This is a genomic window from Glaciihabitans tibetensis, assembly GCF_003003265.1.
Classification (GTDB): domain Bacteria; phylum Actinomycetota; class Actinomycetes; order Actinomycetales; family Microbacteriaceae; genus Glaciihabitans; species Glaciihabitans tibetensis.
On the sequence record NZ_PVTL01000002.1, the window covers coordinates 105,621 to 118,741 of the forward strand.

Here is a 13,121-nt window from a genome sequence, read left to right on the forward strand (position 1 = left end):
GCCCTACGCGTGCAGCGCGGTGTTGAGCTCGATGCCGTTGCCGGAACGGGCGAGCACCTCGACGGCCCCGGTCATCGAGTTGCGGCGGAAGAGCAGTCCGGCAACTCCGCTGAGCTCAACGGCCTTCACGGTGCGCACCTCGGGGGTGGTCTTGTCGACCACGGTGACCTTGGTGCCGGCGGTGACGTAAAGCCCCGCCTCCACCACGCTGTCGTCGCCGATCGAGATGCCGATTCCGGAGTTCGCTCCCAGCAGCGCCCGCTCGCCGATCGACACCCGCTGAGTACCGCCGCCGGAGAGGGTGCCCATGATGGATGCCCCGCCGCCGATGTCCGAGCCGTTGCCGACCACAACGCCCTGGGAGATGCGTCCCTCGACCATTGAGACGCCCAGGGTGCCGGCGTTGAAGTTGACGAAGCCCTCGTGCATCACTGTGGTTCCCGGTGCCAGGTGGGCGCCGAGACGCACGCGCGAGGCATCCGCAATTCGCACCCGATCCGGGCTGACGTAGTCGAGAAGCCGGGGGAATTTATCGATACCGGTGATGGCGATGCCCGCGCGCTGCAGGCGGGGGCGCAGCCGGGTGAAGTCGTCGGGGTGCACCGGGCCAGCGTTGGTCCAGGTGACGATCGGCAGCTGCCCGAACAGTCCGTCGAGGTTGATGCTGTTCGGCTCCACCAGCAGGTGACTGAGCAGGTGCAGGCGCAGGTAGGCATCCGAGGTGCTCGCGGGAGGCGCGTCGAGGTCGATCTCAACCGTGCGGAACTCGAGGGTAACGTTGCGGCGCTCGTCGGCCCCGGCGAGATCCTCGAACACGGCGGGCGCGATGTGGGGATCGGTACCCTCGGGAACCGCGCCAAGCTTCGGCTCGGGAAACCAGGTGTCGAGAACGGTGCCGTCGCCGGCGATGGTGGCGAGGCCGTAGCCCCAGGCAGAGCGAGAAGTCATGGCTCCAGAGTATCGATTGCCGGGGCGGGCCAGCCGCTCACCAGTAGAATTTCGTGCATGCCGACCGTAAACGCCACCGTTCCCGTGCTCGACCTCACCGCCTCATCCATCGACCTCACCCGCCAGCTCTGTGACATCGAATCCGTGTCCGGCGACGAAGCCACCATCGCCGACGCGATGATCGCCAGCCTCGCCGGTGCGGGCCACCTTGAGATCATCCGCGACGGCGACGCAATCGTGGCGCGCACGAACCTCGGCAGGGACAAGCGGGTGGTCATCGCCGGCCACATCGACACGGTGCCGATCAACAACAACGTGCCCACCCGGTACGAGACCATCGACGGGGTCGAGTACCTCTGGGGGCGCGGCACCGTCGATATGAAGGCGGGCGTGGCCGTTCAGCTCAAGCTGGCCGCCGAGCTGGTGGATCCCGCGGTGGATGTCACGTGGATTTGGTACGACCACGAAGAAGTCTCTGAGTCCCTCAACGGCCTGGGTCGTCTGGCCCGCACCCGCCCTGACCTGCTCGCGGGCGACTTCGCCATTCTGGGCGAACCGACAAACTCTGAGATCGAAGGCGGATGCAACGGCAACGTGCGCGTGGAGGTGCGCACTTTTGGCCTCCGCTCGCACTCCGCCCGGTCGTGGGTGGGGCACAACGCGGTGCACGATCTCGCACCCATCCTCGACACCCTCGCCAGCTACGTTGCCCGCGAGGTCGAGGTCGATGGCCTCGTCTACCGCGAGGGCCTCAACGCCGTCGGGATCTCCGGGGGCATCGCCGGAAACGTCATCCCGGATGAGGCGATGGTGCACATCAACTACCGCTTTGCGCCCAGCCGGTCGGCGGAGGAGGCGGTCGCTCACCTGCGCGAACTCTTCGACGGGTACGACCTGACCGTGGTCGACCTCGCGGCCGGCGCACGCCCCGGGCTCGACGCGCCGCTGGCACAGCACTTCCTGGCGGCGGTGGGCGGTGAGGCCCGCCCGAAGTATGGCTGGACGGATGTCGCGCGGTTCTCCGCCCTCGGTACCCCCGCGGTCAACTACGGCCCGGGCGACCCGCTGAAGGCACACGCCGATGATGAGCGGGTGGCGCTGGAGCAGATCACGTCCTGCGAGACGGGCCTGCGCACCTGGCTCTCCGACGCCACGGCCTGATCTCCGTGCCGAACTCCCGCACCGCTGCCCGTCGGCCCTCGGCGGGCAAGCCCGGGCGCCCGCCAGCGCCGGTCGACCTTGCCAGCTCCTCCGCCAGCTACTACGCGCGGACGCCGTGGTGGGCGAAGGTCCTCGTCGTCTTCCTGGTGTCGCGTGTTGTCACCACCATCCTGCTGCTCATCTTCGCGTCGATGCAGGCACAGAACCCGTGGACCGCGGCAAGCCCCGACTACTTCTCGTTCGCCTCCATCTGGGATGGCCACTGGTACTACATCGTCAGCGTCGCGGGGTATCCGAGCGATCTCCCCGTGACCGCTGACGGCCACATCGGGGAAAATGCCTGGGCGTTTATGCCCGCGTACCCGATGCTGGTCCGCCTGATCGGTGCCATCACCGGCGGCAGCTTCGCCGTTGTCGCGGTCTGGGTGTCGGTCGGTTTCGCCCTGGGAGCGGCGCTGATGTTCTACCGGCTGATGGCCCTGGTGCTGCCGGGAAGCCAGGCGTTGTACTCCGTTGTGCTGTTCTGCTTTGCGCCGCTGTCCCCGATTCTGCAGGTCGCCTACGCCGAGTCGATGGGCCTGTTTTTTCTCACACTCGGGCTGTACCTGCTCCTCCAGCGCCGGTATTGGCTGCTTCTGCTGGTCATCGTCCCGATGAGCCTCACGCGGCCGAGCGGTCTGGCATTTGCCCTCATGCTCGGGCTCCACGTGATCTACCGGTGGACGAAGCGGCGCACCGAGCCGTTTCCCGTGCCCGAACGAGTCGCCGCCGTGGTTGCGGGCGGCTTCAGCGCCGCGATGGGCTTCGCCTGGCCGCTTATCGCCTGGGCGGTGACGGGGTCGGCCAGCGCATACACTGACACCGAGCTCGCCTGGCGGGCCTCGTACGTGGGATACGGCGAGCTGGTTCCGTTCGCCGGGTGGATTGCCGGGGCGAATTGGTGGGTGCCAGAACCGCTGGGTGTCTTGCTCCTGATCCTGGCGGTCGCGCTGTTTGCCTGCGCGATGTTCACCCCGTGGGTCAGGCGCATCGGCGTTGACCTGCGCTTGTGGGTGGCGAGTTACGCGCTCTACCTGCTCGCGGTGTTCTTTCCGCAGTCGAGCACGTTCCGGCTGTTGATGCCCATGTTCCCGCTCTGGGGTGCACTCGCGCAGCCCCGGTCAAGGACCTACCGGATTCTGCTCGTTTTAGTGCTGATTGCGGGCCAGGTGGGCTGGATTTACATAGGCTGGTTGGTGGGTGAGAATGACTGGACACCGCCGTAGTCCAAGACCTGAGAATCCCGCGTTTTTGAGAACGCGAGAAATAGACGATAATAGGAACGTATCTTTGTGAAAGGGGACTACTCATGGCAGCCATGAAACCGAGGACCGGCGACGGCCCAATGGAGGCTGTCAAGGAAGGTCGCCTCATTATCGTGCGCGTTCCCCTTGAGGGCGGCGGCCGTCTGGTCGTATCCGTGAACGACGCCGAGGCCAAAGAGCTGCACGACGCTCTCGCCAACGTCGTTTCGGCGTAAGCACTCACTTCCCCTTAGTTCTGGTCCGTTGCTCTTCGGCGGCTCCTGCTCCGTCACGTAGGTGACTTCTGCTCCTGTGCTTCGGCGAGCTCTGGTCCGTCCCTCCGGTGACTTCTGGTCCAGGTCTTCGATCATTCCCGCTCCGTCACCACGGTAACCTCTGATCGTCTCTCTTGGGTGGGCCGTGTGGTTGGGGTCGTCCGACAAAACTTGGCACCTCGCCGCTGCGCCGGAACTGAAGTGGCTTGTTTGGTCGCATCCTGAACAAAAGCTGCGACCAAGTGAGACACCTCACGGCCGGTGAACGACCAAGCGTGACACTTCAGGTGCGGTTAGTGACTAAGCGTGACACTTCAGGTGCGGCTAGTGACTAAACGTGACGCAGAGGGTTCAGGTGCGGCTAGTGACCAAACGTGACTCATCAGGTGCGGCTAGTGACCAAACGTGACACTTCAGGTGCGGTTAGTGACCAAACGTGACACATCAGGTGCGGGCGACGGTCGTCATGCTGTGCCGTCCTGCTCGGCGTAGTTCTGGAGTGCTCGGGTCGGTGTCGACCTACCCGGGTTTGCGCTGACGAGCTCGGGCTAGTCGCCGACCTTCGTGAGCTGGAGCAGTCCGTCGCCGACCGTCGAGAGAGAGCTGTGCACGGCGGGGGAGGCCGCGATCTCTCGGAGCAGGGTGCGATAGTCGGCGACCGTGGCATCCCGCTGAACAGGGTTGGGAACCCGCCCACGCCATAACGCGTGGGTGACGAGCACCGTGCCGCCCGTGCGCGCCAGGCGCAGGCCGTGCTCCACGTACTCGATCACCGAGTGCGCGTCGGCGTCGACCAGAACCACGTCGTAGCTCGATTCGTTCATGCGGGGCAACACGTCGAGCGCACGTCCGGTGATGAGACGCGCGCGGTTGACCGGGATGCCGGCGGCGTTGAATGCTTTGCGGGCCGACTGCTGGTAGTCCAGTTCAATGTCGATCGAGGTCAGGATCGCCTGCGGGGCGCCCTTCATGAGCCAGAGTCCGCTGACGCCGAGTCCGGTGCCGATTTCGATCATGGTGCGCGCTCGGGACGCCGCGGCGATCACCGCGATCTGCGCACCCATCCCGGGGGAGATGGGCTCGACGCCCTGCTCCAGCGAGTGCTGGCGGGCCGCGAGCATCTCATCGCTTTCGACGACGAAGTCTTCCGCGAACTTCCAGCTCAAATCTTTGTCAGACACCCTGAACTCCTCTTGACTCTTCAGCCTAGGGCGAGGTTGCATCCGAAGCGGGTATTCTGAGCGGGTGTTTGGGTTGACGTTCGACAAATTGGTGATCATTGGCATCATCGCGGTCTTTGTGCTGGGCCCGGAACGGCTTCCCCACTACGCGGCGCAGCTGGCGCGCCTGGTGCGCACGGTCCGCGACATGGCCAACGGTGCGAAGGACCGCATGCGGGAAGAAATGGGCCCGGACTTTGACGACGTCGACTGGAAGAAACTGGATCCCCGGCAGTATGATCCTCGCCGGATCATCCGCGAGGCCCTGCTTGACGACACCACTCCTGCAGCAGCCGCCGCCACTGCGACGGTCACTCCGGCCGTGAAGCCGGTGCGAGAGAGCGCGTATGCGCAGCGGCTGCGGCTTGAGCGCGAGGGCAAGCCCGCCCCCTACGACTCTGAAGCGACCTGATAGCAAACGCACCCGCCTGACATCGAACCCGCCTGTTAGTGAACGCACCGGGCGACATGGCGGCGTAGCTACCGCAGAGACTCGTACAGCTCCTGCATGCGCTTTGCTTCCGTGCGCAGCGCCTCCACCACGAGGCGCACCGACGGGCGCTCGGCGCGGTCCGGCCGCAGCAGCGCGAAGATCTGGCGCACCGCAACGACGCCCGTGAGTGGCCGGGTGACGAGCCCGTTCTCCTTGTCGCGTGTGGTGAAGCGGGGCAGGATGGCGATGCCATGGCCCGCGGCGACGACCGACTCCACGATGCCGTTGTCGAGAAACCGCTGCCCTACTTTTGCGCTGACGCCGTTCGCGGCCTCGATCTGACTCAGGATTCGGTCGTAGTGGAATCCCACCCGCATGCCGATCCAGGTGACATCGACCAGGTCCTTCGGTGCCAGGGTCGCTTTGGCGCTCAGCGGATGACCCTCCGGCAGCGCCACGTCGAGCGGCTCACGCATCAGTGGGATCACCGCGAGTCCCCGCTCGCGCCACGACGGCAGGTAGCCGGGAGCATCGGCCAGCACGATGTCGAAGTCGGGGGTGAGGTCGGCGAAATCTGGCAGCAGAGCATCCTGGTCGGTGCAGATCAAGGTGAGGCCGGGAACCTCGGCGACGGCCCCGAGGAGTCCGGGGAGAAACATCTGGCCTCCCGTGGGAAAAGTGGTCAGCGTGACCTCTCCGCGGGGCGCTTGCTTGAAGTCCTCCCAGACCGCCTGCGCATGCTCGATCGCGACGGCAACTTCGGTCGCGGTCAGGGCCAGCGCGCGGCCCGCTCCGGTGAGCACGATGCCGCGCCCGGAGCGCTCCGTGAGTGGGATACCGGCCTCTCGCTCGAGCACCTTGAGCTGCTGGGAGACCGCAGAGGGCGTGCGTTGGGTTGCTCGTGCCACGGCCGTGATGCTGCCCCGTTCGGCAAGCTCCCGCAGCAGTTCGAGGCGACGGATGTCCATGTAGCTAGGCTACACACTCACACAAGAAACATTCGATTGTGCTAACTCTTTTTTGGCGGTGAAATGTACTCATACTTACAAGGAGCACCCCATGACAATCGCCATCACCCTCGTCACCGTCCTGTCCGTCGTCGCCATCTACAGCACCGTTGTCTCCGTCGCGCGCGACGGCTACCACCGCATTCCGACGCGCCGCGCATAAGACCCGAACGTCCGCTGCGTGCTGAACGCTTCGAGCGACCCGACCGTTCAGCCCGCACCGTTTGACCCGACCGTTCAGCCCGCACCGTTTGACCTGACCGTTCAGCCCGCACCGTTCGACCCGCACCGTTCAGCGTTGCAGCGGCCGCAACGCGTCGGGCGCCGGAATCGGAAGCGTGTAGAACACCTGGGGGGCATCAATGGCTCCCCAGTCGTCCTTCTTCAGCCGAATCTGTTGGGCAGAAACTTCGACCAGCCGCACCCGCAGCCAGCCACCATCGTCGAGCCGCAGTTCATAGGGCTCAGCGAGATAGCCGATACCCAGGGCGTCGAGGGTCTCCTCTGCGGTGAGCCAGTCGACAACGGCGGTTTTCTCGTGCCCGAGCAGGTCGACCGCGACAAATCCATCCCCGGTGGGTTTCATCCAGCCGAGTAGTTCGCCGTCCCGTCCGCGTCGATGTTCGATCCAGTTCTGCGCCATGGCTTGAGCATATTGCCGTACCCCCGCGATGGCGCCTATGTGACAGACAGGCCCAGTTTGCGGCCCGCCAGGCCGCGGGCGCGAACCGCGAGCTGCGCCGCGACCCCGGCGATTGCCACGGCAGCCGGATCCAGCGGAGACGACAGCACGATCGGGGCGCCGACGTCGCCGCCCTCGCGCAGTGCGATGCTCAGCGGAATCGACGCGAGCAGCGGAACCTGCTCTTCCGGCGTGGACAGCCGCGCCGCGGCATCCGCCCCACCGCCCCGCCCGAAAATATCCAGCATGGTGCCGTCGCTCTGCAGCAGGCCGGCCATGTTTTCGATGACGCCAATGACCTTCTGGCCCGTCTGGCGCGCGACCAGGCCGCTGCGCTCGGCCACGTCCGCCGCCGCCGGCTGAGGCGTCGTGACCACCAGCACCTCGGCCTGGGGGAGGAGCTGCCCGATGGAGATCGCCACGTCTCCCGTGCCCGGGGGCAGGTCGAGCAGCAGGATGTCGAGATCGCCGAAGTAGACGTCGGTAAGAAACTGCGAGATCGTGCGGTGCAACATCGGTCCGCGCCAGGCGACGGCGGTGCCGGTGGTGTCGACGAACATGCCGATCGAGATGACCTTCACATCGTGCGCCACGGGCGGCAGAATCATGTCATTGACCTGGGTCGGCTTCGTGCCGGCGATGCCGAGCAACCCGGGAATCGAGAAACCGAACACGTCGGCGTCCACGATCCCCACACGCAAGCCCCGGGCAGCGAGGGCGACCCCGAGGTTGGCCGTCAGCGTCGACTTGCCTACGCCGCCCTTGCCGCTGGTGATCGCGTAGATCCGGGTGAGGGACTCCGGCCCGAACTGCTGCGTGCGCGCACGGCCGCCCCGCAGCTTCTCGGTCAGGGCGTCGCGCTCCGCCCGCGTCATCACGCCCACATTGACCACAACGTCGGTCACTCCCGGAACGGATGCTGCAGCCTCGCGCACGTCGCGTTCAATGGTCTGGGCGGCGGGGCATCCCACAATCGTTAATTTCAGGTCGACGGTCGCTACGGTTTCTGTGGCCGATATGGCGATGACGGATGCTGCGCCGATCATGTTCAGCTCGGTGATCGGTTTGCGGATCTCCGGGTCGATCACGCGGGTGAGGGCACGGCCGAGCGCGAGGGTCTGATCCGACGCCTCTGCGGGGGGCACCGTCATCCGTTGTTCCGGTCGGAGCTGTTTTTGTCACGATCGAGCTCTTCGAGCAGGGAGCGCAACTCTGCCCGGATGAAGTCCTTGCTGGCGAGATCGCGCATCGCCAATCGCAACGACACCACCTCGCGTGCGAGGTATTCGGTGTCGTTCAGGTTGCGCTCGGCGCGCTGGCGGTCCTGTTCGATCTGTACGCGGTCCCGGTCGTCCTGACGGTTCTGCGCGAGCAGGATGAGGGGAGCGGCGTAGGACGCCTGCAGCGACAGGATGAGGGTCAGCGCGGTGAAGCCGATGGCCGCGCTGTCAAAGCGCCAGTTCTCGGGTCCGAACGAGTTGAAGGCCATCCAGGCGACCGCAAAGACGGTCAGCCCGGCGAGGAAGGTCGGCGTTCCCATGGCGCGGGCGACCCACTCGGTGAAGCGGCCGAACCGGTCTCCGCCGCCACCGCCGAAACGGGGGACGATTTTGGTGCGGAGGCCTTTGGGAGAGTCGAGACGGATTTCGGATCGGTTAGCGCGAGCCATTGCCTGCCCTCCTCGTCTTGGCTGTGCTGGTTCTCAGCGGGATGGTTGATGTTGAAGTATCGATGGGAGTGCGGGGGGTACTGCTGTCGTGGTCGGTACTTCGCCAGTCGTCAGGCAGGAGATAGTCGAGGACATCGTCAATGGTCACCACCCCGACCAGTCGGCGGTTCTCGTCGATTACCGGAACGGACACCAGGTTGTAACTGGCGAGGATCCTGGCCACCTCCGCCGCGGGAGCGTCGGCGCGCACGGGCTCGAGCGACTGGTCGAGCAGGGTGCCCAGACGCTCGTTCGGCGGGTAGCGCAGCATCCGCTGGAAGTGCACCATGCCGAGGAACCTGCCGGTCGGCGGCTCGTAGGGCGGGAGGGTCACGCAGATGGCGGCGCCCAGTGCCGGGGCGAGCTCGTGTCGTCGGATGAGCGCCAGGCCTTCGGCCACCGTGGTGTCGGCGGAGACGATGATCGGCTCGGTGGTCATGAGTCCACCCGCGGTTTCCGGCGCGTAGGAGAGCAGGAACCGCACATCTTCGGCTTCCTCGGGCTCCATGAGTTCAAGCAGGGCCTCGCCGCGCTCTTCGCTCATCTGCGCGATGAGGTCGGCCGCGTCATCCGGCTGCATGTGATCGAGCACATCGGCCGCGCGCGCGTCATCAAGCTGGTTCATGATGTCGACCTGGTCGGTCTCGGGCATCTCTTCGAGCACGTCCGCGAGGCGGCTGTCGGGGAGCTCGTCGGCGACTTCGAGCATGCGCTGCCCGGGCAGGTCGAGCATGGCGTTGGCGAGGTCTGCGGGGAGGAAGTCCGCGTAGGTGGCGATGAGCTGGGTTGCCGACTGTGATTCGCCCGCGGTGGTCTTCTCGACCACGTCGCTCCACTTTGCGAAGACCGTCGCGCCCTTGCCGAACGGAGACGGGGTGGTCTTCGCCTGACGGCAGAAGAGCTGGCCGACCTCCCATTCGCCGAGGTCAGCTTCTTCGATCGCGACGTCTTCGATCGTGGCTTCGCCGGCGCGGTCCCGCAGCGTGACCTTGCGGCCGAGCATCTCGGCGATCACGCGCACCTCGCCGCCACGCTGCTGGAAGCGGCGCATGTTGATGATGCCGGTCGTGATGATCTGCCCGGAACCGATGCTGGTGACGCGTCCGATGCCCAGGAATACCCGGCGCTTGCCCGGTACTTCGACGACGAGCCCAACAACGCTGGGGGGCTGCGTACTGCGGTAGACCACAACCACGTCTCTGACCTTGCCCACGCGGTCGCCCGCGGGGTCGAAAACGGAGCACCCGGCCAACCGGGCGACGAATACTCTCGTTGCGCTCACGGGTACCAGCGTAGTCGCGCGTGGGACAATGAATAGGTGACCAACCAGAGCCCGTTCTCGCGCCGCAGCCCCGGCTTCCCCACAATCCCGCGCGGCGACGTGCTCGGCACCTACGATACGTACCCGGAAGCACAGGGAATTGTTGACCGGTTGGCGAAGTCAGACTTCGACGTGAAGCAACTCTCCATTGTGGGAAACGACCTGAAAACGGTCGAGCGCGTCACCGGAAAACTCACCTACGGGCGCGCCGCTTTGGCCGGGGTGGCCAGTGGCGCGTGGCTCGGCCTGTTCTTCGGGCTCGTGCTGTTCATCTTCTCCGAAACGCCCAACCTCGGCTTCGTCGGCGCGGCGACCATGATCGGCGCCGCGTTCGGCATTCTCTTCAGAATCACGGCCTACACGATCAACCGCCGCCGCCGCGACTTCACCTCGACACACCAGGTGCTCGCGTCGAACTACCAGATCGTGATTGCGCCCGAGCTCGTCGTCAAGGCGCAGGAAGCGCTTGCGCGTCCGGAGCCCGAGCGCCACTAGAGCGCTTACCGCGCAAGCCAGGCTTCGACGTCGTCCGCCGTGCGGGGGATGCCGATGGACAGGTTCTCTGCGCCGGACTCGGTGACCAGAATGTCGTCCTCGATCCGCACCCCGATGCCGCGGTACTCCTCCGGAACGGTCAGGTCGTCCGGCTGGAAGTAGAGTCCGGGTTCGATGGTGAACACCATCCCGGGTTCGAGCACGCCGTCGAGGTAGAGGTCGCGCCGAGCCTGCGCGCAGTCGTGCACGTCGAGGCCGAGGTGGTGGCTGGTGCCGTGCACCATGTACCGGCGGTGATGCTGGTTCTCCGCGCGCAGCGCCTCCTCCGCCGTCACCGGCAGCAGACCCCACTCCGCGGTTTTCTCGGCGATCACGCGCATCGCCTCCGCGTGGATCTCGCGGAACCGGATGCCCGGCTTCACGATCGCGAACGCAGCATCGGCTGCCTCGCGCACACCCTCGTACACGCGACGCTGCACCTCGGTGAAGGTTCCGCTGACCGGCAGGGTTCGGGTGATGTCGGCCGTGTAGTAGCTTTCCAGCTCGATGCCCGCGTCGATCAGCACCAGGTCGCCGGGGGTGACGGGCCCGTCGTTGCGCGTCCAGTGCAGAATGCAGGCGTGGGGACCGCTGGCGGCAATGGTGTCGTACCCGACAGCGTTGCCCTCCGCGCGTGCCCGGCGGTTGAAGGTGCCCTCCACCAGCCGCTCGCCCCGCTGGTGCGCGACGATCGATGGAAGGTCGCTGACCACGTCGTCGAAGCCCTGCTTCGTCGCGTTCACCGCAAGCCGCATCTGCGCGACCTCGAATCCATCTTTCACCAGGCGCATCTCGGACAGCACGCGGGCGAGCTCGTCGTCACTGGCGCCGCCCTCCTCCGACGCGAGCGTGCCGGTGTCGGCGACGCTCAGGCGGCGGCCGTCCACCTGGTCGGTGATCTCGCGGTCGCTCTCGCGCAGCACCAGGGTGCTTGCGTCGACGCGGTCAAGCAGGGCCGCGAAGTCCTCGAGGCTCTTCGTGTCGAGCATCAGGTCGTGGGCAACGTGGGCGAGGGAGGGTCGCGGGCCAGTCCAGAATTCGCCGATCTCCGGGTTGGCGTAGAACTCGCTCGAGTCGCGTCCGGCGGCCTCGCGGAAGTACAGGGTTGCGCGGTGGCCGTTGTCGACTGGCTCGAACACGAGCACGCTGCCGGGCACGGCGTCGCTGCCCCAACCGGTGAGATGCGCGAACGCGGAGTGCGCGCGATACGGATAGTCGGTGTCGTTGGAGCGCACCTTCGCGGCGCCCGCGGGCACGATGAGCCGCAGCCCGGTAAACCGGTCGGACAACTCTGCCCTCCGCGCCGACGCGAAGATCGATTGCTCGCGGGGTACCGGCGAGACCTCCGGGTGGTCCGCCCATCCGGAGGAAATATAGTTCTGGAACGTGTCGGACACCGGGGTGGTCGAACGGTTTGTGGTCGCGCGGGGAGCCTTCTCGGCCGAATCTGCCATGCTCCATTGTCCCTCCTCCGCGGGGAAGGTGCGGTCGGGGCAGTTGGGCCGAGTTCGGCGCGGAAGGTACGCCCGGGTCAGCGCGGGGCGAGCTGCGCGACGATCGCGCGGTGGTCGCTCCCAAGATTTTCAGACGAGCGGATGACTCGCATGCCCGTCACCCGCCAGTCGTCCGTAGCCAATACGTGGTCGATCGGGGTGCCCAGGAGTGCAGGTATTTGCGTGGGCCAGGTGCCTACGGCGGCGTTGTCGGTCGCCATCGCGGCATCCGCACACTCTCCCAACGACGCCCCGTCGGCGCTCGCCAATCGCGACATGTGGTCGACCGTCGCGTTGAAGTCACCCGCCATGATCGTGTTTCCGGAGCAGAGGTCTGCAAGCCAGGTGAGGTCGGAGGTCCAGTTGTCGACGCCCGACGGAATCGGAGCCATCGTGTGCACGCCGACGATGGTCGGTCCAGACCCGTCATCGGGAGTCGCGACGAGGCTCGCCGCCACCGAGGTGTTGCCGAGATCGGTACGGAGCGAGTACGCGCCAAGGTCGCTGCTCACCAGCAACACCGTCGAAGCGTCTACCTCCGCCTCGTTGACCGTGGCGGCGAACACGGTCATCGGGCGCCCCGCCGCTGCCATGATCGCGGCTACGGCGTTGCCCATCTCACCGCTGGTTTCGGAGAGGGTGAGGATGTCGGCGTCCTCCTCCAGCGCAATGGCGGCGATCGCGTCTGCACCGGGGGCGTCGCGGAGGGTGTTCCAGGCCACGACGGTCACCGCCGAGTCCCGCTTGGTCGCGAAGTCTTCCGAGCCGGAGCCACGCGATGCGAGGACCGCGAGACTGATCGCGCCGAAGATGACGAACACGATGGCGATTGACCCGGTGAACCGGCGTGCGCCGACGGAGAATATCGCGAGGGCGAGCAGGGCGATCAACATCACCGCGGAACCCGCCACCGCGATGGCGCGGAACGACACCGCCTGGGCGACGGGTGTGCTCCACTCCAAACCGAACAACTGCGGCCAGGCCAGGACGAACAGGGCGGCGGCGAGCACGACAGTCACAGCGGCGGAGAGCAGGCGAGCGATCATTGCTCAGTGA

The 13,121-nt window shown here is 66.2% G+C and carries 14 protein-coding genes; 5 read left to right on the plus strand and 9 right to left on the minus strand.

The window, feature by feature from the left end; all coding sequences use genetic code 11:
* Positions 1-3 precede the first annotated feature (3 nt).
* Positions 4-948, minus strand: coding sequence for a 2,3,4,5-tetrahydropyridine-2,6-dicarboxylate N-succinyltransferase (gene dapD / locus B0I08_RS04290; RefSeq protein WP_106210209.1), 945 nt, complete (start codon positions 946-948; stop codon positions 4-6).
* Positions 949-1,005: 57 nt separating this feature from the next.
* Here dapD and dapE point away from each other — a divergent pair, with 57 nt between their 5' ends.
* The 3 genes from dapE (at position 1,006) to B0I08_RS04305 (ending at position 3,628) form a co-directional block, all read left to right on the plus strand.
* On the plus strand, positions 1,006-2,109 hold the full coding sequence (dapE, locus tag B0I08_RS04295; RefSeq protein WP_106210210.1) for a succinyl-diaminopimelate desuccinylase: 1,104 nt from the start codon (positions 1,006-1,008) through the stop codon (positions 2,107-2,109).
* Between the two features lie 5 nt (positions 2,110-2,114).
* Positions 2,115-3,374 carry a hypothetical protein gene (locus B0I08_RS04300; RefSeq protein WP_106210211.1) on the plus strand — a complete coding sequence of 420 codons (1,260 nt, stop codon included), beginning with the start codon at positions 2,115-2,117 and terminating at the stop codon, positions 3,372-3,374.
* 83 nt (positions 3,375-3,457) lie between these two features.
* Complete coding sequence (locus B0I08_RS04305) at positions 3,458-3,628, plus strand: DUF3117 domain-containing protein (RefSeq protein ID WP_106210212.1); 171 nt, start codon at positions 3,458-3,460, stop codon at positions 3,626-3,628.
* Positions 3,629-4,215: 587 nt separating this feature from the next.
* Here the strand turns inward: B0I08_RS04305 and B0I08_RS04310 are convergent.
* Positions 4,216-4,848 (minus strand): O-methyltransferase, encoded by a 633-nt coding sequence (locus tag B0I08_RS04310; RefSeq protein ID WP_106210214.1) that lies wholly within the window; start codon positions 4,846-4,848, stop codon positions 4,216-4,218.
* Between the two features lie 64 nt (positions 4,849-4,912).
* Here B0I08_RS04310 and B0I08_RS04315 point away from each other — a divergent pair, with 64 nt between their 5' ends.
* Positions 4,913-5,299 carry a sec-independent translocase gene (locus B0I08_RS04315; protein ID WP_106210216.1) on the plus strand — a complete coding sequence of 129 codons (387 nt, stop codon included), beginning with the start codon at positions 4,913-4,915 and terminating at the stop codon, positions 5,297-5,299.
* A 68-nt stretch (positions 5,300-5,367) separates the two neighbouring features.
* Here the strand turns inward: B0I08_RS04315 and B0I08_RS04320 are convergent, their stop codons facing one another.
* The 5 genes from B0I08_RS04320 to B0I08_RS04340 form a co-directional block, all read right to left on the minus strand.
* Complete coding sequence (locus B0I08_RS04320; RefSeq protein WP_106210218.1) at positions 5,368-6,288, minus strand: LysR family transcriptional regulator; 921 nt, start codon at positions 6,286-6,288, stop codon at positions 5,368-5,370.
* Positions 6,289-6,619: 331 nt separating this feature from the next.
* Positions 6,620-6,970 (minus strand): hypothetical protein, encoded by a 351-nt coding sequence (locus tag B0I08_RS04325; RefSeq protein WP_106210220.1) that lies wholly within the window; start codon positions 6,968-6,970, stop codon positions 6,620-6,622.
* 35 nt (positions 6,971-7,005) lie between these two features.
* On the minus strand, positions 7,006-8,160 hold the full coding sequence (locus B0I08_RS04330) for a P-loop NTPase (protein ID WP_106210222.1): 1,155 nt from the start codon (positions 8,158-8,160) through the stop codon (positions 7,006-7,008).
* Positions 8,157-8,678: a DUF1003 domain-containing protein gene (locus B0I08_RS04335; protein WP_106210224.1), complete on the minus strand. Its 522-nt coding sequence runs from the start codon at positions 8,676-8,678 to the stop codon at positions 8,157-8,159. Before B0I08_RS04335 ends, B0I08_RS04330 begins: the two co-directional genes overlap by 4 nt.
* Positions 8,665-9,999 carry a magnesium transporter MgtE N-terminal domain-containing protein gene (locus tag B0I08_RS04340; protein WP_106210226.1) on the minus strand — a complete coding sequence of 445 codons (1,335 nt, stop codon included), beginning with the start codon at positions 9,997-9,999 and terminating at the stop codon, positions 8,665-8,667. Before B0I08_RS04340 ends, B0I08_RS04335 begins: the two co-directional genes overlap by 14 nt.
* Before the next feature lie 36 nt (positions 10,000-10,035).
* Here B0I08_RS04340 and B0I08_RS04345 point away from each other — a divergent pair, with 36 nt between their 5' ends.
* Positions 10,036-10,533, plus strand: a complete 498-nt coding sequence (locus B0I08_RS04345) for a general stress protein (RefSeq protein WP_106210228.1) — start codon at positions 10,036-10,038, stop codon at positions 10,531-10,533.
* Between the two features lie 5 nt (positions 10,534-10,538).
* Here B0I08_RS04345 and B0I08_RS04350 read toward each other — a convergent pair whose 3' ends face one another.
* Both B0I08_RS04350 and B0I08_RS04355 read right to left on the minus strand, forming a co-directional pair.
* Positions 10,539-12,026 (minus strand): aminopeptidase P family protein, encoded by a 1,488-nt coding sequence (locus tag B0I08_RS04350; RefSeq protein ID WP_106210230.1) that lies wholly within the window; start codon positions 12,024-12,026, stop codon positions 10,539-10,541.
* Between the two features lie 77 nt (positions 12,027-12,103).
* Positions 12,104-13,111 (minus strand): endonuclease/exonuclease/phosphatase family protein, encoded by a 1,008-nt coding sequence (locus tag B0I08_RS04355; RefSeq protein ID WP_106210232.1) that lies wholly within the window; start codon positions 13,109-13,111, stop codon positions 12,104-12,106.
* Positions 13,112-13,121 lie beyond the last annotated feature (10 nt).

Bases quoted from the DNA above. Each gene is read 5' to 3' on its own strand.
- dapD (WP_106210209.1), bottom strand. From the start codon at position 948: ATGACTTCTCGCTCTGCCTGGGGCTACGGCCTCGCCACCATCGCCGGC.
- dapE (WP_106210210.1), top strand. From the start codon at position 1,006: ATGCCGACCGTAAACGCCACCGTTCCCGTGCTCGACCTCACCGCCTCA.
- B0I08_RS04305 (WP_106210212.1), top strand. From the start codon at position 3,458: ATGGCAGCCATGAAACCGAGGACCGGCGACGGCCCAATGGAGGCTGTC.
- B0I08_RS04320 (WP_106210218.1), bottom strand. From the start codon at position 6,288: ATGGACATCCGTCGCCTCGAACTGCTGCGGGAGCTTGCCGAACGGGGC.
- B0I08_RS04325 (WP_106210220.1), bottom strand. From the start codon at position 6,970: ATGGCGCAGAACTGGATCGAACATCGACGCGGACGGGACGGCGAACTA.
- B0I08_RS04330 (WP_106210222.1), bottom strand. From the start codon at position 8,160: ATGACGGTGCCCCCCGCAGAGGCGTCGGATCAGACCCTCGCGCTCGGC.
- B0I08_RS04335 (WP_106210224.1), bottom strand. From the start codon at position 8,678: ATGGCTCGCGCTAACCGATCCGAAATCCGTCTCGACTCTCCCAAAGGC.
- B0I08_RS04350 (WP_106210230.1), bottom strand. From the start codon at position 12,026: ATGGCAGATTCGGCCGAGAAGGCTCCCCGCGCGACCACAAACCGTTCG.
- B0I08_RS04355 (WP_106210232.1), bottom strand. From the start codon at position 13,111: ATGATCGCTCGCCTGCTCTCCGCCGCTGTGACTGTCGTGCTCGCCGCC.